Source organism: Stenotrophomonas sp. 57 (assembly GCF_030291075.1).
Taxonomy (GTDB): Bacteria; Pseudomonadota; Gammaproteobacteria; order Xanthomonadales; family Xanthomonadaceae; genus Stenotrophomonas.
Genome location: NZ_CP127407.1, coordinates 3,237,501 through 3,258,415 on the forward strand (window position 1 = coordinate 3,237,501; position 20,915 = coordinate 3,258,415).

15 protein-coding genes and 1 riboswitch are annotated in these 20,915 nt (G+C 66.5%); of the genes, 8 read left to right on the forward strand and 7 right to left on the reverse strand.

Annotated features, from left to right (window positions below):
* Positions 1–123: 123 nt before the first annotated feature.
* The 4 genes from QP512_RS15010 (at position 124) to QP512_RS15025 (ending at position 6,889) form a co-directional block, all read left to right on the forward strand.
* Complete coding sequence (locus QP512_RS15010) at positions 124–1,827, forward strand: glycosyltransferase family 39 protein (protein WP_286069410.1); 1,704 nt, start codon at positions 124–126, stop codon at positions 1,825–1,827.
* 111 nt (positions 1,828–1,938) lie between these two features.
* Complete coding sequence (locus tag QP512_RS15015; protein ID WP_286069412.1) at positions 1,939–2,691, forward strand: phosphatase PAP2 family protein; 753 nt, start codon at positions 1,939–1,941, stop codon at positions 2,689–2,691.
* Positions 2,688–4,337 carry a phosphoethanolamine--lipid A transferase gene (locus QP512_RS15020; RefSeq protein ID WP_286069413.1) on the forward strand — a complete coding sequence of 550 codons (1,650 nt, stop codon included), beginning with the start codon at positions 2,688–2,690 and terminating at the stop codon, positions 4,335–4,337. The genes QP512_RS15015 and QP512_RS15020 overlap by 4 nt, the downstream gene beginning before the upstream one ends.
* Before the next feature lie 587 nt (positions 4,338–4,924).
* Complete coding sequence (locus QP512_RS15025) at positions 4,925–6,889, forward strand: M2 family metallopeptidase (RefSeq protein ID WP_286069414.1); 1,965 nt, start codon at positions 4,925–4,927, stop codon at positions 6,887–6,889.
* 127 nt (positions 6,890–7,016) lie between these two features.
* Here the strand turns inward: QP512_RS15025 and QP512_RS15030 are convergent, their stop codons facing one another.
* The 3 genes from QP512_RS15030 to QP512_RS15040 form a co-directional block, all read right to left on the reverse strand.
* A complete protein-coding gene (locus tag QP512_RS15030; protein WP_008265644.1) occupies positions 7,017–7,409 on the reverse strand; it encodes a hypothetical protein in 393 nt (130 codons plus the stop codon).
* 68 nt (positions 7,410–7,477) lie between these two features.
* Complete coding sequence (locus QP512_RS15035) at positions 7,478–8,374, reverse strand: siderophore-interacting protein (protein ID WP_286069415.1); 897 nt, start codon at positions 8,372–8,374, stop codon at positions 7,478–7,480.
* 139 nt (positions 8,375–8,513) lie between these two features.
* Complete coding sequence (locus QP512_RS15040) at positions 8,514–9,740, reverse strand: multidrug effflux MFS transporter (RefSeq protein WP_286069417.1); 1,227 nt, start codon at positions 9,738–9,740, stop codon at positions 8,514–8,516.
* A 301-nt stretch (positions 9,741–10,041) separates the two neighbouring features.
* Positions 10,042–10,144, forward strand: a riboswitch (glycine riboswitch).
* Positions 10,145–10,206: 62 nt separating this feature from the next.
* On the opposite strand from QP512_RS15040, the gene gcvP reads away from it, so the two are divergent.
* Entirely contained in the window at positions 10,207–13,074 is a 2,868-nt protein-coding gene (gene gcvP / locus QP512_RS15045) for an aminomethyl-transferring glycine dehydrogenase (RefSeq protein ID WP_286069419.1), read from the forward strand.
* An 87-nt stretch (positions 13,075–13,161) separates the two neighbouring features.
* Here gcvP and QP512_RS15050 read toward each other — a convergent pair whose 3' ends face one another.
* The 3 genes from QP512_RS15050 to QP512_RS15060 form a co-directional block, all read right to left on the reverse strand.
* Positions 13,162–13,572: a VOC family protein gene (locus QP512_RS15050; protein ID WP_005418291.1), complete on the reverse strand. Its 411-nt coding sequence runs from the start codon at positions 13,570–13,572 to the stop codon at positions 13,162–13,164.
* Between the two features lie 182 nt (positions 13,573–13,754).
* Entirely contained in the window at positions 13,755–15,122 is a 1,368-nt protein-coding gene (locus QP512_RS15055; RefSeq protein ID WP_286069421.1) for an amino acid permease, read from the reverse strand.
* Positions 15,123–15,204: 82 nt separating this feature from the next.
* Positions 15,205–15,927 (reverse strand): AraC family transcriptional regulator, encoded by a 723-nt coding sequence (locus QP512_RS15060; RefSeq protein ID WP_049463126.1) that lies wholly within the window; start codon positions 15,925–15,927, stop codon positions 15,205–15,207.
* Between the two features lie 107 nt (positions 15,928–16,034).
* Here QP512_RS15060 and QP512_RS15065 point away from each other — a divergent pair, with 107 nt between their 5' ends.
* Both QP512_RS15065 and QP512_RS15070 read left to right on the forward strand, forming a co-directional pair.
* Positions 16,035–16,499: a hypothetical protein gene (locus tag QP512_RS15065; RefSeq protein WP_286069423.1), complete on the forward strand. Its 465-nt coding sequence runs from the start codon at positions 16,035–16,037 to the stop codon at positions 16,497–16,499.
* Between the two features lie 421 nt (positions 16,500–16,920).
* A complete protein-coding gene (locus QP512_RS15070; protein ID WP_286069424.1) occupies positions 16,921–17,544 on the forward strand; it encodes a hypothetical protein in 624 nt (207 codons plus the stop codon).
* A 47-nt stretch (positions 17,545–17,591) separates the two neighbouring features.
* Here the strand turns inward: QP512_RS15070 and QP512_RS15075 are convergent, their stop codons facing one another.
* Positions 17,592–19,718, reverse strand: coding sequence for a methyl-accepting chemotaxis protein (locus QP512_RS15075; protein ID WP_286069425.1), 2,127 nt, complete (start codon positions 19,716–19,718; stop codon positions 17,592–17,594).
* Positions 19,719–19,953: 235 nt separating this feature from the next.
* Between QP512_RS15075 and QP512_RS15080 the strand changes: the two genes are divergently transcribed.
* Positions 19,954–20,913 (forward strand): L,D-transpeptidase family protein, encoded by a 960-nt coding sequence (locus QP512_RS15080; RefSeq protein ID WP_286069427.1) that lies wholly within the window; start codon positions 19,954–19,956, stop codon positions 20,911–20,913.
* The last annotated feature ends 2 nt before the right edge of the window (positions 20,914–20,915 follow it).

Genomic DNA, 20,915 nt, shown 5'->3' on the forward strand with positions numbered 1-20,915 from the left:
ACATCCACGGAAGTTCGTACCATGGTAGCGCTGCGCATGTCGGAATGCGGTCGCCCCGGCCTCCTCTGACGCTTTTCCAACCCCCGCCACCTCAGAATGGCCGTTTTGCTCCCGGAGCCTGCCGTGCCCGTAGCCCTGCCCCGCCGTTGGCGCCTGCCCCTGTTGTGGCTGCTGATCATTGCTGCGTTGGCAGCGGGGATCGGCCTTCGGCAGCCGCAGCCGCCGGACGAGCCACGCTTCGTGCTGGCGGCGCGGACCATGGTCGAGAGCGGGCAATGGCTGCTCCCGCACCGCGGCGTGGAGCTGTACGCGGAGAAACCGCCGGTCTTCATGTGGCTGCAGGCCGCCGCCTACGAGATTGTCGGCAGCTGGCAGTGGTCGTTCCTGCTGCCCTCGCTGCTGGGTGCCCTGCTCAGCCTGTGGCTGGTGTCGGACCTGGCCCGCCGGCTGTGGTCGCCACGGCATTCCATCTACGCCCTGGCGGCGCTGTTCTGCACCCTGCAGTTCGGGCTGATGGCCAAGCGCGCGCAGATCGACATGGTGCTGGTGGGCATGACCACATTGGCCCTGTGGGGCCTGATGCGCCACCTGTGCGAACGCCGCAACCTGCCGGCGCTGTGGCTGGCCGGCTTCGCCGCCGGCGTGGGTACGGTGACCAAGGGCGTGGGCTTCCTGCCGCTGCTGATGGTGCTGCCCTGGTTCGGCTGGTGGCTGTACCAGCGCCGCCGCGGGCACAACGTGGATGGCCCGCACCCGGCCACCCTGCTGTGGCTGATCCCGGCCTTCCTGCTGGGCGTGGGGGTGTGGCTGGCGCCACTGGGTTGGGCCCTGCTGCACACGCCCACGGCCGAACTGCAGGCCTACGCGCATGAGCTGCTGTTCAAGCAGACCGGCACCCGTTATGCCAACGCCTGGCACCACCGGCAGCCCGCCTGGTACTACCTGCAGGTGATCCTGACCCTGTGGTTGCCGGGCAGCCTGCTGCTGCCGATGCTGTTCAAGCCCTGGTGGCGCCGCATCCGCCGTGGCGACCGCAGGCAGTGGCTGCTGCTGGGCTGGGCCGTGCTGGTGCTGGTGTTCTTCAGCGCCAGCCCGGGCAAGCGCGAGGTCTACCTGCTGCCGATGCTGCCGGCGATGGCGCTGGCCGTGGCGCCGCTGCTGCCCGGCCTGCTGCGCCGCCTGTGCGTGCGTCGCTACCTGTTCGGCTACAGCGTGGTGCTGATGCTGGCCACCGGCGTGCTGGGCGTAATGCTGCTGACCGAGCACCCGTGGGCCCTGGCCCAGCTGGAACGGAGGGCCATGCCCGACACCCTGCTTCCGGTGCTGGGCGATGGCCTGCTGACCTTCGCCATCGCCCTGGCTACGTTGATCGTCTGGTTGCGGGTGCGCCGCGCGGCGACGCTGGTGCTGCTGACCCACGGCATGCTGTGGATGCTCTACGGCCTGGTACTGATCCCGGCGCTGGACCCGTACGCATCGGCGTCGGCGCTGATGCGCCGGGTTGGCGCACGGATCGGTCCGGATGCGGAACTGGCGCTGGTGGCCTGGCGCGAGCAGAACCTGCTGCAGGCCGACCGCCCGGTACGCGAGTTCGGCTTCAAGCGCCCATGGGCCGAGCAATGGCATGACGCCGGCCCGTGGCTGGCCGAGGCGCCTGGAAAGCGCTGGCTGCTGGTGCTGGACGACGCGATGAGCCCCTGTGTTGACCCGGCCAAGGTGATCGATATCGGTGTTGCCAACAGGAATCGTTGGCAACTGCTTCCCGGTACCGCATGGAACCCGGACTGCCATGCCGAGCGGACAGGATCGACCGCCGAAGAAGACTGAACGTTGACACCCGTCGGGCAACCATTAACCCAGCACGAACGAGCGTCCGACCCTTCTCCGACATCAAGGTGACGAGCATGACCGCGGATTCCCGAACCGCTCGTTCCCAGCATGCCCGTCCGTCCCCTTGATTCGGTAGCGCCGCTTGCGACATCGCCACTGGCGTCACGATTTGCCGTAACTCACCTCTGGCTGCCTGTCGCAATCGGTCTGCCCGTGTTTACGCTGCTGATGGGATTCGGCGGCGATCAATGGGTGGCCGACCACCTGTTCCGTCTTGAGGGCGGCCATTGGGCGTTGCAGGACGCCTGGGTCACCCGCACGCTGGTGCACAAGGCCGGCAAATGGCTGAGCACGGCAGCGGCGCTGGTTGCGATCCTGCTGTGCTTCCATCACTGGCGTAAGGGTCGCGATCGCACCCTGCAGTGGGCGCTGCTTTATGTCGTGATTGCCATGGCACTGGGTACCGGCGTGATCTCCCTGCTGAAGTCGCTGGTGCCGATGGAATGCCCCTGGGACCTGCTGCGCTACGGCGGCCACGAACCCTTCATCGGACTGTTCACCCTGCGCCCGAGCGGCATGGCCCCCCAGGCATGCTTCCCGGCCGGGCACGCCAGCGCGGGTTATGCATGGCTCTGCCTGTACTTCTTCGGGTTGCTGTGGCGCCCGTCCTGGCGCTGGGCCGGGTTGTGGATCGGCCTCGGCACCGGCCTGGTGTTCGGCATCAGCCAGCAGCTGCGGGGCGCCCATTTCCTTTCGCATGACGTTGCCACCGCGTTGATATGTTGGCTGCTTTCGCTGGGCCTGTATGCTCTGATCCGCCGTCAGCTGGACCGTCCCAACCGCCAGGAGGCAAACGCATGAGTGCATCGGTCCAACGCCCCGCCCGCCTCCCCGCCCTCGCGGGTATTCGCCACTGGCGGCCGCAGCTTTCCACCGAAGCACTGATCGCGCTGACCAGCCTGTTCTTTGCGGTGGCCGGCAACGGCCTGTTCTGGCACAGCGCGATGGCCAGCCATCCGGGCAGCCTGCGCTACGCGCTGTCGCTGCTGCTGTTGCTGCTGGGTGCGCACGGCGTGCTGCTGGGCATCCTGGTCTGGCGCTGGAACGCCAAGGTGGTGATCAGCCTGCTGCTGCTGGTGACCGCATTCGCTGCGCATTACATGAGCCGCTACCACATCTACCTGGATGCGGACATGCTGCGCAACGTGCTGGCGACCGACCCCAAGGAAAGCCGCGAACTGATGACCGTGTCGCTGCTGTGGCCGGTCCTGCTGCTGGCCGTGTTGCCGATGATCGTACTGTGGCGCGTGCAGCTGCGCCGCCGCAGCTGGGGGCGCAGCCTGTTGTGGCGCCTCGGGTTCCTGCTGGTGGCGGCGGTGACCGCGGTGGGCGGTGCGCTGATTTCGTTCCAGGATGTCTCGGCGCTGATGCGCAACCAGCGTGAAGTGCGCTACCTGGCCACCCCGGCCAACGTGCTGCTGGGCCTGCCGCGTGCACTGCGGGGCGACAACCCGGTGCAGCGCGCGCCGAAGCTGCCGATCGGCACCGACGCCAAGGCCACGCCACGCGCCCCGGCCAGCAAGCCGCGCCTGCTGGTGATCGTGATGGGCGAGACCGTGCGCGCGCAGAACTGGGGCCTCAACGGTGGCCGCAACACCACCCCGGAGCTGGCCCAGGCATCGGTGATCAACTTCCCCGACATGCACTCCTGCGGCACCAGCACCGAAGTATCGCTGCCGTGCCTGTTCTCGCCGTGGGGTCGCCACGACTACGACGAGAAGAAGATCCGCGCGCACCAGTCGCTGCTGCACGTACTGAACCGTGCCGGCATTGCACCGTTGTGGCGTGACAACCAGTCCGGATGCAAGGGCGTGTGCGAAGGCCTGGACTTCCAGTCGCTGTCCGATGCGACCACCCCGGGCCTGTGCGCGGACGGCCGCTGCATGGACGAGATACTGCTGCAGGACCTGGCCACCCAGGTGCGCGCCAAGCCCGGCGACCGCGTGGTGGTGCTGCACCAGCTGGGCAACCATGGCCCGGCCTATTTCGAGCGTTACCCGGCCGCATTTGCGCGCTTCAAGCCCACCTGCGACACCCGTGACATCGGCCGCTGCTCACGCGAGGAGATCACCAACAGCTACGACAACGCCGTGCTGTACACCGATCATTTCCTGAGCAAGACCATCGGCACGCTGCAGGGCATGCAGGACTACGACACGGCGATGATCTACCTGTCCGACCACGGCGAGTCGCTGGGCGAGAAGGGCCTGTTCCTGCATGGCGTGCCGTACGCGATCGCCCCGGCCGAGCAGACCCGCGTGCCGATGACGATGTGGTTCTCGCCGGGCTTCGCCAGCAGCCGTGGGCTGGACCTGCAGTGCGTGCGCAAGCGTTCGGCGGCGTACACCGACCATGACAACCTGTTCCCGTCGGTGCTGGGCCTGATGCAGGTGAAGACGGCGCTGTACGAGCGCGATCGCGACGTGTTCGCCAACTGCGAGAGTTGAGGTTTGTTCGGCAGGGCTTGCAGCCCTGCACCTGCAGAGGTCAGAGCCGAAGCAACAGCAAAAGCTGGCATCCTGTGGGTTGGCGGGGTGGGTCCGGTTGCGGGGGACGCTGCAAGTACGTCCATGTAAGCTCGGTCGCCGCATCCATGCGGCTCACGCCCCCTCAACCGGACCCACCCCGCCTTCGACAGTTTTCCGCGATCTGCTGGAATGACCTTGGGGTCAGATCCGTTCTCCGGAGGAAAACGGATCTGGCCCCATTTTGATTGTCGATACCTGACAGATGTGTCGACCAAGGTCGACACCTACCCACAGCACACGGAATCTGTCGGAGGTGGGGAGGTGTGGGCTTGCAGGACCGTTGGCGCCATGGATGGCGCCATCGAGCCCCCATGGACGGGTTTACGGCGTGTCCTGCAAGCCCACACCGCCCCGCCAAACCATGGAATCGTTGCTTTTGAAGTTGACGTTGCGCTTGCTTGAAGGCCTCTTCGGGTGCCGGGCGCCGCCCGGCCGACTTCCGCCACTTGCGGTGGCAGCGACTGCCCACTAGCCTTCGGCCGTCGTTCACCACCCAAGGACCGCCCGTGAAACATCGTCATCTCCTGCTGGCCTCGGCTGTCGCCGCCGCCACGCTGGCCCTGGTCGCCTGCAAGAAGGAACCCACCCCAGGCACCGATACCGCCAGCAGCAGCGCCCCGGCCGGCGAAACCGCCGACCAGTTCGTGGCCCGCATCAATGCCGAATTCAAGGCCGCCTACCCGGAGATGACCTCGGCGCAGTGGCTGTCCTCCACCTACATCAACAGTGATTCCGAGCGCATCGCGGCCAAGGCCAACGAGCGCTCGCTGACCCAGCTCAACAGCTGGATCGAACAGGCTGCCAAATTCGATGGCAAGCCGATGAGCGAGGACAGCAAGCGCGCCATCCACCTGCTGAAGCTGATGTCCTCGATGCCGGCGCCGCGCGACCCGGCCAAGCTGGCCGAGCTGACCCAGATCGCCACCCGCATGGAAGGCAGCTACGGGGCCGGCAAGTACTGCACCGATGCCAATGATCCGAACTCCTGTCGCCAGCTGGGCGAGCTGGAGCAGGTGCTGGCACGCAGCCGCGATTACGACAAGCAGCTCGATGCCTGGCAGGGCTGGCACAGCACGACCAAGAGCATGCGCGGCGACTACCAGAAGTTCGTCGGGCTGGTGAACGAAGGCGCCAAGGGCATGGGCTTCACCGATGCCGGCCAGATGTGGCGCAGCGGCTATGACATGCCGCCGGAGCAGATCGGCCCGGAAACCGACCGCCTGTGGGAACAGGTCAAGCCGATGTACGAACAGTTGCACTGCTACGCGCGCGGCAAGCTGGACAAGACCTACGGCAAGGACAAGGCCGAAGTGGGCAATGGCCTGATCGCGGCGCACCTGCTCGGCAACATGTGGCAGCAGGACTGGTCGAACCTGTGGGACCAGCTGGAACCCTACCCGGGCGCCGGCAGCCTGGACATCACCGCGGCACTGGAGAAGCAGTACCAGACCAACCTGAGCGCCGCGCTGGCCAAGGCCGGCAAGGATGCCAACGTGGCCGCGCAGTACAAGGCGCAGCGTGAGGCCGAACTCCGTACCGCCAAGCAGATGACGGAGCGCGCGCAGGACTTCTACGTGTCGCTCGGCATGCCGTCGCTGCCGCAGTCGTACTGGGAGAAAACCCAGTTCATCAAGCCCGACGACCGCGACGTGGTCTGCCACGCCAGCGCCTGGGACATGAACATGGAAGGCGACGTGCGCACCAAGATGTGCATCAAGCCGAACGAAGAGAACTTCACCACCATCTATCACGAGCTGGGCCACATCTATTACGACCTGGCCTACAACCCGCTGCCGCCGCTCTTCCAGGGCGGTGCCAACGATGGCTTCCATGAAGCGATCGGCGACACCATCGTGCTGGCGATGACGCCCAAGTACCTCAGCTCGATCGGCCTGGTCGACGCGCCGACCGAGAGCCGCGAGGCGGTCATCAACAACCAGATGCGCATGGCGCTGTCGGGCGTGTCGTTCCTGCCGTTCGGTCTGATGATCGACCGTTGGCGCTGGGGCGTGTTCGACGGATCGATCACCGCCGACAACTACAACAAGGCGTGGTGGGACCTCAAGGCCAAGTACCAGGGCGTGGCCCCGGCCAGCACCCGTGGCGAGGAATTCTTCGATCCGGGCGCGAAGTACCACGTGCCGGGCAACACCCCGTACACCCGCTACTTCCTGGCGCGCATCCTGCAGTTCCAGTTCTACAAGGGCCTGTGCGACGCGTCCGGCTACAAGGGACCGCTGCATGAGTGCACCTTCTACGGCAACAAGGAAGCCGGCCAGAAGTACTGGGCCATGCTGAGCAAGGGCGCCAGCCAGCCGTGGCAGGCCACGCTGAAGGAGCTGACGGGTACCGACAAGCTCGATGCCGGCCCGATGATCGAGTACTTCACACCGGTCAACGAGTGGCTGAAGCAGCAGAACGCAGGCCAGATGTGCGGCTGGCAGGCCAACGCGGCGCCGGCGGCGAAATGAAAGAAGGGGCGGGTCCGCACGGATCCGCCCCTTCTCCGTGTTGTAGAGCCGAGCCATGCTCGGCTGCGTTTCCACCGTGCTGCGCACGGCAAGCCGAGCACGGCTCGGCTCTACAGATTCGGCGCGATCAGCTGTTCTTCTTCGCCGCCATCGCCGCGGCCAGCTCGGCCTTGAATTCCTCGAAGGTCTGGCCCTTCTCCTTGGCTTCGGCCTGTGCGGCATCGCGCAGTGCGTCGGAGTACATGAGGCGTACCGGCGTGCCATTGCGTTCGTGCAGCTCACCGGCCTGCATGATCAGCGCCAGCACCTGCGCAGCGCTCTCGCTGTGGCCGGCAATGCGGCCATCCATGCCCAGCACCCATTCGCCGTCGCGGCGCACGACACCGGCCAGCAGGGTGCGCTGTGCATCGCGCAGTTCGGCATGCGGTTCCACCGGCGACGCCTGCGCGGCAGCCTTGTTGGCGGCCTGCTTTTCCTGGCGACGGCGCTGGTCGCGGCGGGTCTTGGAGCTGGTGGACATGGTGCGGTACCGCTGCGAAAGGGGGCGCAAGGATAGCGCACCCCGCCCGCCACGCCGCTTCACACCCCTCAGTCCAGCACTTTGCCGTGCCGCCAGTAGCCCATGAAGGTGATCGCGCGGCGGTCCAGCCCGCAGTCGCGGACCAGATGGCGACGGATCGCCATCACCGCTCCTGCCTCGCCTGCGACCCAGGCATACAGCGGCCCGGCCACGCTGGCATCAGCCTGTTCCCAGAGGATCTGCGCGTCAATGTCGATCTCTTCCAGTTCGTCGCCTGCGCCCACGCTCGAGGCCGCTGTCAGCCGCGCCTGCACCGCCTGCAACAGAGGATGCCCGTAGGTCGCCTGCCCGCGTGGCAGCCAGACCAGCTCGGCCGTTTCCGGGGCCTTCAGCGGCACCGCATCGCCGGCGTGCGCCACTTCCAGCAGCGCCAGCGTGCGTGGCGGATCGGCCAGCGTGGCCAGTTCCTCGAGAATGCCGGCCACCGCTGGTAGCGCGGTTTCATCCGCCACCAGCAGCACCTGGCCGATATCCGCCGGCGGCTTCCACTCCCAGCCTTCGCTGCTGTCGGTACAGTCGGCATCGGGGGCCAGCAGCACCACGCGGTCGCCCGGGCGGGCGTGGATGGCCCAGCGCGAGGCCGGCCCGGTCTCGCCATGCAGGACAAAATCCACGTCAACCTCGCACTGTTCCGCGCGCAGCTGGCGGATGGTGTAGGTGCGCATCGGCGGACGCTGGTCGTCCGGCAACGCCCGGTAGCGCGGATACCAGTCCTCGCCACTGGGCACCTGCGGCACGTCCTGGCCGGGCAAGGGGAAGAACACCTTGATGCGCTGGTCCGGGCCTTCGGTCTTCATCCGCGCCACGTCGGCACCGGTGAACACCATGCGGTCCAGGGAAGGGGAAAGAACGCGGCGCTCCTTCAGCGCCACCTCGAACAGGCGGTAGGTCTGCTGCGCAGCCATGGGAACCTCATGCAACGACATCGGATCGGCTGGCTGTCGTGCATCCACGCACCGGCTGGCTGGAGTCGTCAGCCTAGTCCGGTCGTTCCTCGTCGCAAGCGTTGCGGGCATCGCGGCCCGCCCTACCCCTGCGCGCTGCTCAATGGCCCGTGCAGGCTGCCTGCGCTGCGCGTTCACGCTGGTGTTCCCAGTACCAGAACACGAAGCCAGCAGCGAAGAATGCGGCCTGCCCCAGCGCCAGGTGCAGCGGGCTGGCACTGAGCAGCGGCGACACCACGCCCGCCACCACCGTGCTGATCATCAGCTGCACGAAGGCCTGCAGCGACGACGCCAGGCCACGCTGGTGCGGGTACATGTCCAGCACCGCCAGGGCCAGGATCGGGAAGATCAGCGACATGCCCATGCCGCCCAGGAAGATCGGCAGCACCGCCCACGGCAGCACGAACTGCGGCGACAGCGCCACGTAGGCGACATTCAGCAGCGCCGACAGCGCGCACAGGCTGAAACCGATGGCGACCTGGCGTGTGGGCGTGGTGTGCCCGGCCATGCGCCCGGACAGGAACGAGCCGGTGGTCATGCCGCCGATGGTGGGAATGAACAACCAGGCGAAACCGCCCTCGCCTAGATGCAGGTGCTGCATCACGAACACCGGCGCCGAGGAGATGTACAGGAAGATGCCGCCGAAACCGATGCTGCCGGCCAGCGCCAGGCGCAGGAAGCGCGGGCTGAAGCCGATGCGCACGTAGTCACGCAGCAGCACGCGCGGCGACAGCGGCACCCGTGCCTCGACCGGATGGGTTTCCGGCAGGAAGCGCGCGGTGGCCGCAAGCAGGACCAGTGCGAAGACCACCAGGAACCAGAAGATCAGCGGCCAGCCTGCACCACTGAGCAGGATCCAGCCGCCGATGATCGGTGCGATGGCCGGGGCGATGCCGAACAGCATCGACACCTGGCTCATCAGCCGCTGCGCGTCATGGCCATGGTAGAGATCGCGGATCACCGCGCGGCCGACGATCATGCCGACACCCGCCGACAGGCCCTGCAGCGCGCGGAACGCCAGCAGCGTGGGCAGGTCGGTGGACAGCGCGCAGCCGACCGAGGCACCGACGAACACCACCAGACCGCCGAGGATCACCCGCTTGCGGCCCCAGGCATCGGACAGCGGGCCGTGCGCCAGGCTCATCAGGCCGTAGAACAGCAGGTACACGCTGATGGTCTGCTGCACCGCCACCTCGTCCACCGCCAAGCGCTGGGCCAGCTGCGGGAACGCCGGGAAGATGGTGTCGATCGAGAACGGGCCGAACATGGCCAGGCCGGCAAGCAGCAGGGCCATGCGGCGGGTGGAGGGGGCAACAGCGGCGGTCATGGAGGCAGCGTCCGGCAGGTCCGTGCGGGGCACGCACGGCGGGCGCCGGTCCCGCAGCAACGGGGACGGCGCCAGATGAATTCGGGTATCCGCCCATCATAGGTGGGGATTGCGCCTGACGCCATGCAGCACTGCACAAAACGCACGGCCGGGCCATCGGCCATTCAGGCGCGGCGGCACCGACCAGCAGCCGCTGGCCGGGCCCGCAAGGGGCTATAATCGGCGGGCAACACGGTGGGAGAAGCGGAACACCGCTGCCGAAGGCGCAACGCCCGTAATCGCTCAGGCCCGATACCACCCGTAACACAACTCTGGAGAGACCGGTTCGATCCGGCGCCGAAGGGGCACGAAGCTGCGGTTTTCCGCGCTTTTAAACTCTCAGGCAAAAGGACAGAGGGGCGCCCCGCAGACCGCCGACCGGCGGCTTGTGCCCGTGCGTGTGCCCTTTCCTGACGGATCCTTCGCCATGTCCCAGAACACCCCTTCCCTGCGTGAGCTCGAGCACCACAACGCGTTCGTCGAGCGCCACATCGGCCCCAACGACGCCGAGATCGCGCAGATGCTCGATGTCGTCGGCCACGCGTCGCTGGATGCGATGACCGATGCCATCGTGCCGGCCAAGATCAAGTCGCCGGCGCCGCTGGCGCTGCCGGAGTCGATGACCGAAGTGCAGGCACTGGCGAAGATCCGTGCCATCGCCGACAAGAACACCGTGCTGCGCAGCTTCATCGGCCAGGGCTACTACGGCACCCACACGCCGAACGTGATCCTGCGCAACATCCTGGAAAACCCGGCCTGGTACACCGCCTACACCCCGTACCAGGCGGAAATCTCGCAGGGCCGCATGGAAGCGCTGATCAACTTCCAGACCCTGTGTGCCGACCTCACCGGCATGGAAATCGCCAACGCCTCGCTGCTGGACGAAGCCACCGCCGCTGCTGAAGCGATGACCCTGGCCAAGCGCTCGGCCAAGTCCAAGTCGGACACCTTCTTCGTGCACGACGCCGTGCATCCGCAGACGCTGGAACTGCTGCGCACCCGCGCCGAGCCGATGGGCATCGTGCTGCGTGTCGGCACCCCGGCCGAAGCGCTGGATGCGGAAGCCTTCGGCCTGCTGCTGCAGTATCCGGATACCTTCGGCCAGGTGGGCGACTACAAGGCGCTGGTCGATGCCGTGCACGCACGTGGCGGCCTGGTGGCCGTGGCTACCGACCTGCTGGCCCTGACCCTGCTGGCCGCCCCGGGCGAATGGGGCGCGGACATCGTGGTCGGCAACAGCCAGCGCTTCGGCGTGCCGTTCGGCTTCGGTGGCCCGCATGCGGCGTTCATGGCCTGCCGCGATGCCTACAAGCGTTCGATGCCGGGCCGCCTGATCGGTGTTTCGGTCGATGCCCAGGGCAACCCGGCCTACCGCCTGACCCTGCAGACCCGCGAGCAGCACATCCGCCGCGAGAAGGCGACGTCCAACATCTGTACCGCGCAGGTGCTGCTGGCGGTGATGGCCTCGATGTACGCCGTTTACCACGGCCCGGAAGGCCTGACCCGCATCGCCCGCCGCACCCATCGCCTGGCCTCGATCCTGGCCGCAGCGCTGCGCAATGCCGGCGTGCAGGTCGGTGGCGACTTCTTCGACACCCTGCATGTCACCGGCGTGCACGCCGATGAGATCCACGTCAAGGCACGCGCTGCCGGTTACAACCTGCGCGCGATCGACAGCGACTCGGTCGGCATCAGCCTGGACGAAACCGCCACCCGCGCCGACGTGGTTGCGCTGGCTGCGGTGTTCGGTGCCCAGGCCGACGTCGACGCGCTGGACGCCAGCACCGCCGACGCGCTGCCGGCCGGCCTGCTGCGCCAGTCCGCGTTCCTGACCCATCCGGTGTTCAACACCCACCACAGCGAGCACGAACTGCTGCGCTACCTGCGTTCGCTGGCCGACAAGGACCTGGCGATGGACCGCACGATGATCCCGCTGGGCTCGTGCACCATGAAGCTCAACGCCACCGCCGAAATGATTCCGGTGACGTGGCCGGAGTTCTCGCAGATCCACCCGCTGGTGCCGGCCGACCAGGCGCTGGGCTACAAGGAACTGATCGATACGCTGGAAGCGATGCTGGTGGAATGCACCGGCTACGACGCGGTCAGCCTGCAGCCGAACTCCGGCGCGCAGGGCGAGTACGCCGGCCTGCTGGCGATCCGCGCCTACCACCGCTCGCGCGGCGAAGGCCACCGCGACATCTGCCTGATCCCGGATTCGGCCCACGGCACCAACCCGGCTTCGGCACAGATGTGCGGCATGAAGGTGGTGGTGACCAAGACCGATGCCAACGGCAACGTCGACGTCGAAGACATCCGCGTCAACGCCGAGAAGTACAGCGACCGCTTGGCCGCGATCATGATGACCTACCCGTCCACGCACGGCGTGTTCGAGGAAGAGGTGGTCGAGATCTGCGAGATCATCCACCAGCACGGCGGCCAGGTGTACACCGACGGCGCCAACATGAACGCGCTGGTCGGCGTGGCCAAGCCGGGCAAGTGGGGGTCGGACGTTTCGCACCTGAACCTGCACAAGACGTTCTGCATCCCGCACGGCGGCGGCGGCCCGGGCGTCGGCCCGTGCGCGGTCAAGGAGCATCTGGCGCCGTTCCTGCCGGGCAAGCTGGGTGACAACGGTCCGGTCGGCATGGTCAGCGCGGCCAGCTTCGGCAGCGCCTCGATCCTGCCGATCAGCTGGATGTACATCGCGATGATGGGCCGCGAAGGCCTGCGCAAGGCCACCCAGGTCGCGCAGCTCAACGCCAACTACATCGCCAAGCGCCTGGCCCCGCACTTCAAGACCCTGTACACCGGCCGCAACGGCCTGGTCGCGCACGAGTGCATCCTGGATGTGCGCCCGCTGGAGAAGACCAGCGGCATCGGCGCCGAAGACGTGGCCAAGCGCCTGATCGACTTCGGCTTCCATGCCCCGACCCTGAGCTTCCCGGTGGCTGGCACGCTGATGGTCGAGCCGACCGAAAGCGAATCGCTGCACGAGCTGGATCGCTTCATCAACGCGATGATCCAGATCCGCGAAGAGATCACCGCGATCGAAGACGGCCGCCTGGACCGCGAGGACAACCCGCTGAAGAACGCGCCGCACACTGCGACCGCGGTGACCGCCAGCGAGTGGACCCACGCCTACCCGCGCGAACTGGCCGCCTTCCCGCTGGCCAGCCTGAAGCAGAGCAAGTACTGGCCGCCGGTGGCACGCGTGGACAACGTGTACGGCGACAAGAACGTGATGTGCGCCTGCATCCCGGTCGATGCCTACAAGGATGATGAAGTCGAGGCGTGATTCCTCGCTCCATCGGAAATGAAAACGGCCCGCGCAAGCGGGCCGTTTTCATAAGGGCGTGTGGACCAAGGCCCACACCCACAATAATCACGGGTCCGGCATCTGCCCCAGGCTCAACTGCCACGATACGCCGAAGCGGTCCTGCACCCAGCCGTAGCGGTTGCTGAAATCGTAATCGCCCACCGGCATCAGCCAGTGCCCACCCTCGCCCAGCACGCGCGCCGCGCGCTCGAACTGCTCTGCACCGGAACACTCGACGAACAGCGAGATCGACGGGCTGAAGGTGAAGTCGTGCACGTCCAGGCTGTCGAAGCACAGGTAGTGGGTGCCGCCGAGCAGGAAGATGGCCTGGCGGACCTGCCCGGGCACACCGGCACCGGCGCCCTCCGGGTGGCGCTGCAGGGCCAGCAGGCGGAAATCGGCGAAGGCTTCAGCGTACAGGGCCAGGGCGGCCTCGGCCTGGCCGGTGAACATCAGGAACGGACGGCTGCGCAGCATGCGGTACTCCCGGTCGACGGGCCGATGACGGCCTACGCGCTCAGGATGGCACGGCGGATGTATGCCTGCTGTGGAACCGAGCCCGTGTTCGCCTGGCGACCACGCGAACGGCAGCCGACCATAGGGTCGGCTCTACAGAAGGTCCGGCAACCGCAGCCGACCGTGGGGTCGGCTCTACCCGATCATGCTTCGCGCATGCGCCGTGCGATGGCGCTGCCTGCGGCGATCGTAGCGGTCAGCGCCACCATCGACAGGAACTGCAGGCGGGTATGCGATTCACTCAGCAGCAGGCCGAAGATCAGCGCCAGGATGCCCAGCGCGCACACCGTCAGCCACGGGAAACCGGCCATGCGGAACGGCAGTCGGGTGCCCAGTCGATCAGCACGGCGGCGCAGCACCAGCTGCGAGACCAGCGACAGCGTCCACACCAGCAGACAGGTGGAACCGACGATGTTCAGCAGTACCGGCAGTACCCGGTCCGGGAACAGCAGTTCCATCACCGTGGCGGCGAAGCCGAACAGCACGCTGGCGAGAACGGCGATCACCGGCACCTGGCGCGGGTCGGTCCAACCCAGCACGGCCGGTGCTTCACGACGCTGCGCCAGCGAATACATCATGCGCGAGGCACCGTAGAGGTTGGCATTGAGTGCGGACAGCAGCGCGATCACCGCGATCAGGGTGATGGCGGTGCCGGCACCCGGAATACGGGCGATATCCAGCACTGCGGCGAACGGCGACTTCAGCGCCTCGCTGGTCCACGGCACCACGGCGATGATCACGCTCAGCGAGCCGATGTAGAACACCAGGATGCGCCAGGCCACGGTGCGGATCGCACGGGCAATGCTGCGTTCCGGGTCTTCGGTCTCGGCAGCAGCGACGGCCACGATCTCGGTGCCGCCAAAGGCGAACACCACCACCAGCAGCGCCGCGCCGATGCCGGCCAGGCCCTTCGGTGCAAAGCCACCGTGTTCGGTGAAGTTGCTCAGGCCGGGCGAGGTCACCTGCGGCAGCCAGCCCATCAGCAGCGCCACGCCGATGGCGATGAAGGCCAGGATTGCCGCCACCTTGAGGATGGCGAACCAGAATTCGAACTCGCCGAAGTTCTTCACGCCGAGCAGGTTGATCGCGGTGAAGAACAGCATGAAGGCCAACGCTGCCATCGGTACCGGTACCGACGGCCAGACCGTCGCCAGCAGCCCGGCCGCGCCCACCGCCTCGGCAGCGATCACGATCACCAGCTGCACCCACCAGAGCCAGCCGACGGTGGCACCGGCGGTAGCCCCCATGGCATCGGCTGCATACACCGAGAACGCGCCGCTGGTCGGTTTGGCCGCCGCCATCTCGCCCAGTGCGTTCATCACGATGATCACCAGCGCGCCGGCCACCAGGTAGGACACCAGCACCGCCGGGCCGGCCGCCTGCACGCCCACGCCCGAGCCGAGGAACAGGCCGGCGCCGATGGCGCTGCCCAGGCCCATCATGATCAGCTGGCGGGGCTTGAGCGAATGTCCGAGGCGGGACGGCGAAGCGGTCGGAATCGAGTTGGGCATCGGCGGGGCTGGCGGCGGGCTACAGGGGCGACACCTTACCCTGTCCCATGCCCGCGGGGATAGGCACAGCGCAGCAGGCGGATCAGGCCAGTGCCGGCTCGCCGACGCTGCCGCCGATACGGGCGCGATAGGCGCGCGGCGAGAAACCGGTTTCAGCCTTGAACTTGCGGGTGAAGGCGCTCTGGTCGCTGAAACCGCAGGCCTGGCCGATGCTGGCGATGCTCTCGTCACCGTGCAGCAGGTGCATGGCCATCTGGATCCGCAGCCGGGTCAGCACCTGCTGCGGGGTCATCTGGAACACCTTGCGGAAGCTGCGCTCCAGCTTGGACAGCGAAAAGCCGGTGATGTCCAGCAGGGTCTGCATGCGCACGTTCTCGGCGTAGTGCGCATTGAGGTGGGCCAGCGCCAGCCGCAGCTGTTCGTACTGGGTGCCCAGGCTGTCCTTCTGGCCAAGGTCGCGGGAAATGCCGATCAGCCCTTCGATGGCCCCATCAACCACCAGCGGGCGCTTGCAGGTCAGGCACCAGCCCGGTTCGCGGTTGGCGAACAGGTGCAGCTCCATCAGGTTCTCGATCACCTCGCCGGACAGCACCCGCGCGTCCTGGTCAACGTAGTCCGCGCTGAGTCCGGTCGGGTAGATTTCGGCCGCCGTGCGCCCGATCACGTCCTTGCGCGCGCGCAGGCCCAGCCGCCGCAGCATGGTCTGGTTGACGTGGGTGTAACGCCCCTGAAGATCCTTGATGAAGAACAGCACATCCGGGATGGCGTCGAACAGGGCTTCGATGTCGGCGGGCTCGACTCGCATGCGGCAAGCATAGCCGAGGCCCCTTGCCGGTGCGATCACCCTTGCGGGACTTGCGCTTAACGCCGCCAGGCCCACCGTGGAGCCCAGCCCCTACCGGAGATCCGGCCATGCCACGTGGTGACAAGTCCGCCTACACCGAAAAGCAGAAGCGCCAGGCCGAGCATATCGAGGACAGCGAGCGCGAACGCGGTGCCAGCGAAAGCACCGCCGAACGCATCGCCTGGGCCACCGTGAACAAGCAGGATGGTGGAGGCAAGCGCGGTGGCAGTGGGCGCAAGGCGGCGAAGAAGGCACCGGCGAAGAAGGCCGCTGTGAAGAAGACTGCTACAAAGAAGTCGACTGCCAAGAAACCGGCTGAGAAAAAGTCGTCCGTGAAAAAGTCGCCTGCGAAGAAGTCTGCGGCGAACAGAGCGGCCGCCGATAAATCGGCCGCGAAAAGGACGGTTGCCGTGAGGGCTCCTGCATCCAGCACGGGGAAGAAATCCGCTCCCAGAAAGGCACCGGTCAAGAAGGCTACCGCCGCAACCCGCAGCGCCGCCGCCAAGAAGGCGGCGGCTACCCGTGCCCGATAGGCAGCGACACGCAAGACCGCAGCGAAAAAGGCTGCCCGAACGCGGAGCAGAGATTGATCGTCCCCGAAAACGGGGAGCAACCCGCGCCCGCATCGCAGGCGCGGGATGTGTGGCGCAGCGCCTACTTTCGCTGGATCGGTCCCAACGGCCGTACGACATCGGCGACAGCGCGACTCACCTGCTCTGCCATCCAGAGCCACTCATGGCTCAGGCACACCGATGAAGGCAGTGCACGTCGCGCAGTTTGTCGTAAACGGCTACATCCCGTGCAGAGCAATCCGGAAGTCATCTGGCACTGCTGATCGCCGTCAGGGCCTCTTCGCTGGGCTCCCTCAAGGACAGATCATCGACTTCCACCCCCCTGTAGCTTCGCTCGGTGGTAGCGGCTACGTTGATTGACCCACTGACAGGGATAGTTGAGATGAAGAATGTGAACCGAGTTCTGGCGACCAGCGCGCTGATGCTTGTACTGGCGGCATGCAGCAGTTCCCAGACCGCCAACAAGGGCAATTTCGGCAAGGCTATTCAGAAATATCTTGATACCAAGAACGGGCTCTGCGCTGCTTTGCCCGCTCGGGAACTCCCCTTCAAACTGGCCAACGATGGCAGCTTGGGAGAGCGCGCGCGCCTGCAGGCCAACGCCTTGGTCGAGGCCGGGTTGCTGAACCGCCAAGCATCTGAAATGAAATCGATGTTTGGCACATCGACCGTACCGGCTGGCGAGTACGCGCTTACATCCAAAGGAAAGAAGTTCCTCGTAGAAGGCGGCGCAGAAACATTTGCAGGTCAAGCAGCGTTCTGCACCGGCAAGTTCAGGGTGACAGAGGTGCACACCTTTACCGAGCCCAGCGAGATGATGGGCGTGAAATTGTCTCAGGTGAACTTCCGCTACAAGGTCGAAGATGCGGACAGCTGGGCCAGATCGAAAGATGTCCAGGCCAGCTACCGTAACCTCGCGGATCAAGCCAAGGACGAAATCGATGGCAAAGCAACGCTCGTGCTGACCAACGACGGCTGGATGCACGAGCGCTTGTTCAAGCGCTGAGGTCTTTTCAGTCGGCACGGCACTTCGCCGCGCCGACGCGGTGACGATCAGGCCGCGCGCGCCACCACGGCGCGGGCCGCACCGTCCTGCTCGATCTGGAATACCGCCACCGATGTGCTCAGTGCATGCGCCTGCTCCTCCAGCGCGCGACTGGCCGCGGTCGCTTCTTCCACCAGCGCAGCGTTCTGCTGGGTCACCTGGTCCATCTGCACCACCACCTCGTTGACCTGCTCGATGCCGGCGGCCTGTTCCTTGCTGGCTGCGGCGATGTCGCTCATCAGCTGGGTGGTGCGCGAGCTGGCCTGGGCCACGCGTGCGATCGCGGCTTCGGATTCAACAGTCACCGCCAGGCCACTCTTCACCTTGGCAGCGGCGTCTTCGATCAGCTCCTTGATCTCCTTGGCGGCGACACCGGCACGCTGCGCGAGCGTGCGCACTTCGCTGGCGACCACGGCGAAACCACGGCCCTGCTCGCCTGCACGGGCGGCTTCCACGGCAGCGTTCAGCGCCAGGATGTTGGTCTGGAACGCGATGCCGTCGATCACCGTGGAGATCTCCGAGATACGGGCCGAGGACTGATCGATCTCGCCCATCACCGCCGCCATCTGCGCCATCGCCTGCTCGGTCTCGCGCACGGCGGCACCGGCGGCATGCGCTTCGCTGTCGGCCTGCCGCGCCAGTTCAGCGTTCTGGCGCACGGTGGAGGTCAGTTCCTCCATTGATGCCGCGGCTTCTTCCAGGTTGGCGGCCTGCTGCTCGGTGCGGCGCGACAGGTCGTTGTTGCCGGCAGCCAGTTCCTGCGCCGCGTTGTTGATGCTGTCGGCAGCCACCTGGATGCCCCGCACGATGCCGGTCAACTGCGCAGTGGTGGTGTTGGCGTCGTCACGCATGCGGGCGAATACACCGTCGTACTCGCCATCCATGCGTGCGGTCAGGTCGCCGTGCGAAATCGCACGCAGCACGTCGGAGACATCGGCGATGCTGGCCTGCGAACTGGCCATCATGCCGTTGAGGTGCTCGACCATCGCCTTGAACTGGTACTGGAACGCAGCAGCATCGCCGCGCATGCTGAAATCACCAGCGCGCGCGGCGCGGGCAAGTTCATCGATCTGGGCGTTGATTGCCATCAGGCTCTGCTTCACTGCCGCCAGGGTGCGGGTCAGCGTGCCCTTTTCGCCCGGATAGTCCGGCAGATCGTGGCTCAGATCACCGATGGCGTAGCGCTGCATCATCTCGGCCATCAGCAGTTCCACCTGTACGTGCGATTCGACCAGGCTGTTGGTGGCCTGCACCATGCGCCCAAAATCACCGGGGAATGCGCTGGCGTCCATGCGATAGCGGATCGCGCCGGCCTCATGCTGTTCGGCCATCTGCAGCTGCGCGCCGATCGCTGCCTGCACGCTCTGCCGCACGCTGGCCATCGCCTCGCCCAGCTGGGTCAGTTCATCGCGCCCACCGAGGCGGAATTCCTGGTCCAGCTGGCCCTTGGACAGGCGCTCGGCCAGGTTCACCGCGCGCGCGAGCGGGCCGGTCAGGCTGCGGCCGATCATCACCGAGGCACCGATGCCGACAAGCAATGCAACACCGCCCAGCACCAGCAGCTGCAGAAGGCTGCGTTCGCCGAGGCGGATCGCTTCGGCTGCGGCGGTGCGGCTTTCCTTCTCTTCGAAGTCCACGCCGTCCGACAGCGCCTTGTTCCAGCCATTGGCGGCTTCCTGCACCGGGCCCAGGGTCAGCGCCACGGCGCCCGGATAGTCACCCTGCTCCATCAGTGCGCTGGTCTGCTTGTTGAGCGGGCGCGCGACGGCACGCTTGGCCGCGATGGTTTCCGCGATGGCCTTGCCCTGGGCGTCGCTGGGCAGCGCCTGGTAGGCGGTCCAGCTGGCCTCGTAGCGCTTGACCAGATCGGCGATGCGCTGCTCGTCGTGTCCGCGGTCTTCGCCCTGGCGGATCAGCATCTCGCGGCGCACCACCATCATCTGGTTGTTGGCATCGAGCATCTGCGACAGCAGCCGCACCTTGGCCACGCTGATGTCGACCACCTGCTGCATCGCGCGCTTCTGCACGACACTGGCGGTGGCGCCAGTGGCCACCACGGCGGCAACCAGCAGCAGCAACAGGCCAAAGCCCAGCCCAAGACGCCAGGCAACCCTGACATTCCTCAAGTAGTTCATGGGTTCATCCAAAACGGGGGGATGTGGCCGTATCGGCCGTGCCACCGGCAATCTTGACTGGCAACATGCATGGGCGTCGGTAGCCGTTCACCTTGGTGAGACCATGCACGGTGCTTCTGCGACAAGGGCCCGGGCCACGCCAGGGCCGCCCTGCTCATGCCGGCATCAGGTTGCTTTCACGGAGGCTGCGCAGCCTCTGCGGGCAGGGTGGAGCGGCCATCTGCCGGAGATCTACATGCCCGTACACCGCCCCGCCCTGCTCGCCCTGTCCTTGCTGGTGTCCCCCGCCTTCGCGCAGGTGCCGCCGCCAGCCCAGCTGCCGGAGCCCATTGCCGAGAAGGCCGGCCCCGATACGGCGGCGCGCTCGCCGCTGCACGCCCAGGTGCTTCTGGACCGGGCCAATTTCTCCCCGGGCGAGATCGACGGTGAAGTCGGCAGCAACCAGCGACGCGCCGTGGCCGGGTTCCAGGCCGCTCACGGCCTGACGGTGAGCGGAGAGCTGGACGACAGCACCTGGAAGGCGCTGCAGGCCGATGCGACCACACCGCTTGCCAGTTACACGTTGACCGCCGAGGACGTGGCCGGGCCGTTCGTCGCCGTACCGAAGACGCCCGCCGCGCAGGCAAAGCTGAGGGCACTGGGCTACAGCAGCGTCGAGGAATCACTGGGCGAGCGTTTCCATGCTTCGCCGGAATTGCTGAAGGCGCTCAACCCCGGCGTCGATCTGGCCAAGGCCGGCAACCGCATCCAGGTACCCAACATCGCACCGGCTGCATTGCTGAAGGCGGCGAAGATCGTAGTCGACAAGTCCGATTCCACCCTGCAGTTGCTGGATGCGCAGGGCAAGGTGATCGCACAGGTGCCAGTGTCGTCCGGCAGCCAACACGATCCGCTGCCAATCGGTGAATGGAAAATTCTTGGCGTGTATCGTGACCCGCCGTTCCACTACAACCCCAAGCTGTTCTGGGATGCGCGCAGGGGCGACAAGAAGGCTACGCTGCCTCCGGGTCCGAACAACCCGGTGGGGAGGGTCTGGATTGATCTGTCCAAGCCCCACTATGGCCTGCATGGAACGCCGGTGCCCGGCCATGTCGGCAAGACCGAATCGCATGGCTGCGTGCGCATGACCAACTGGGATGCGCTGCGCGTGGCCGATGCGGTGGATACCTCCGTCCCCGTGGTGATGCAGGAGTAAGC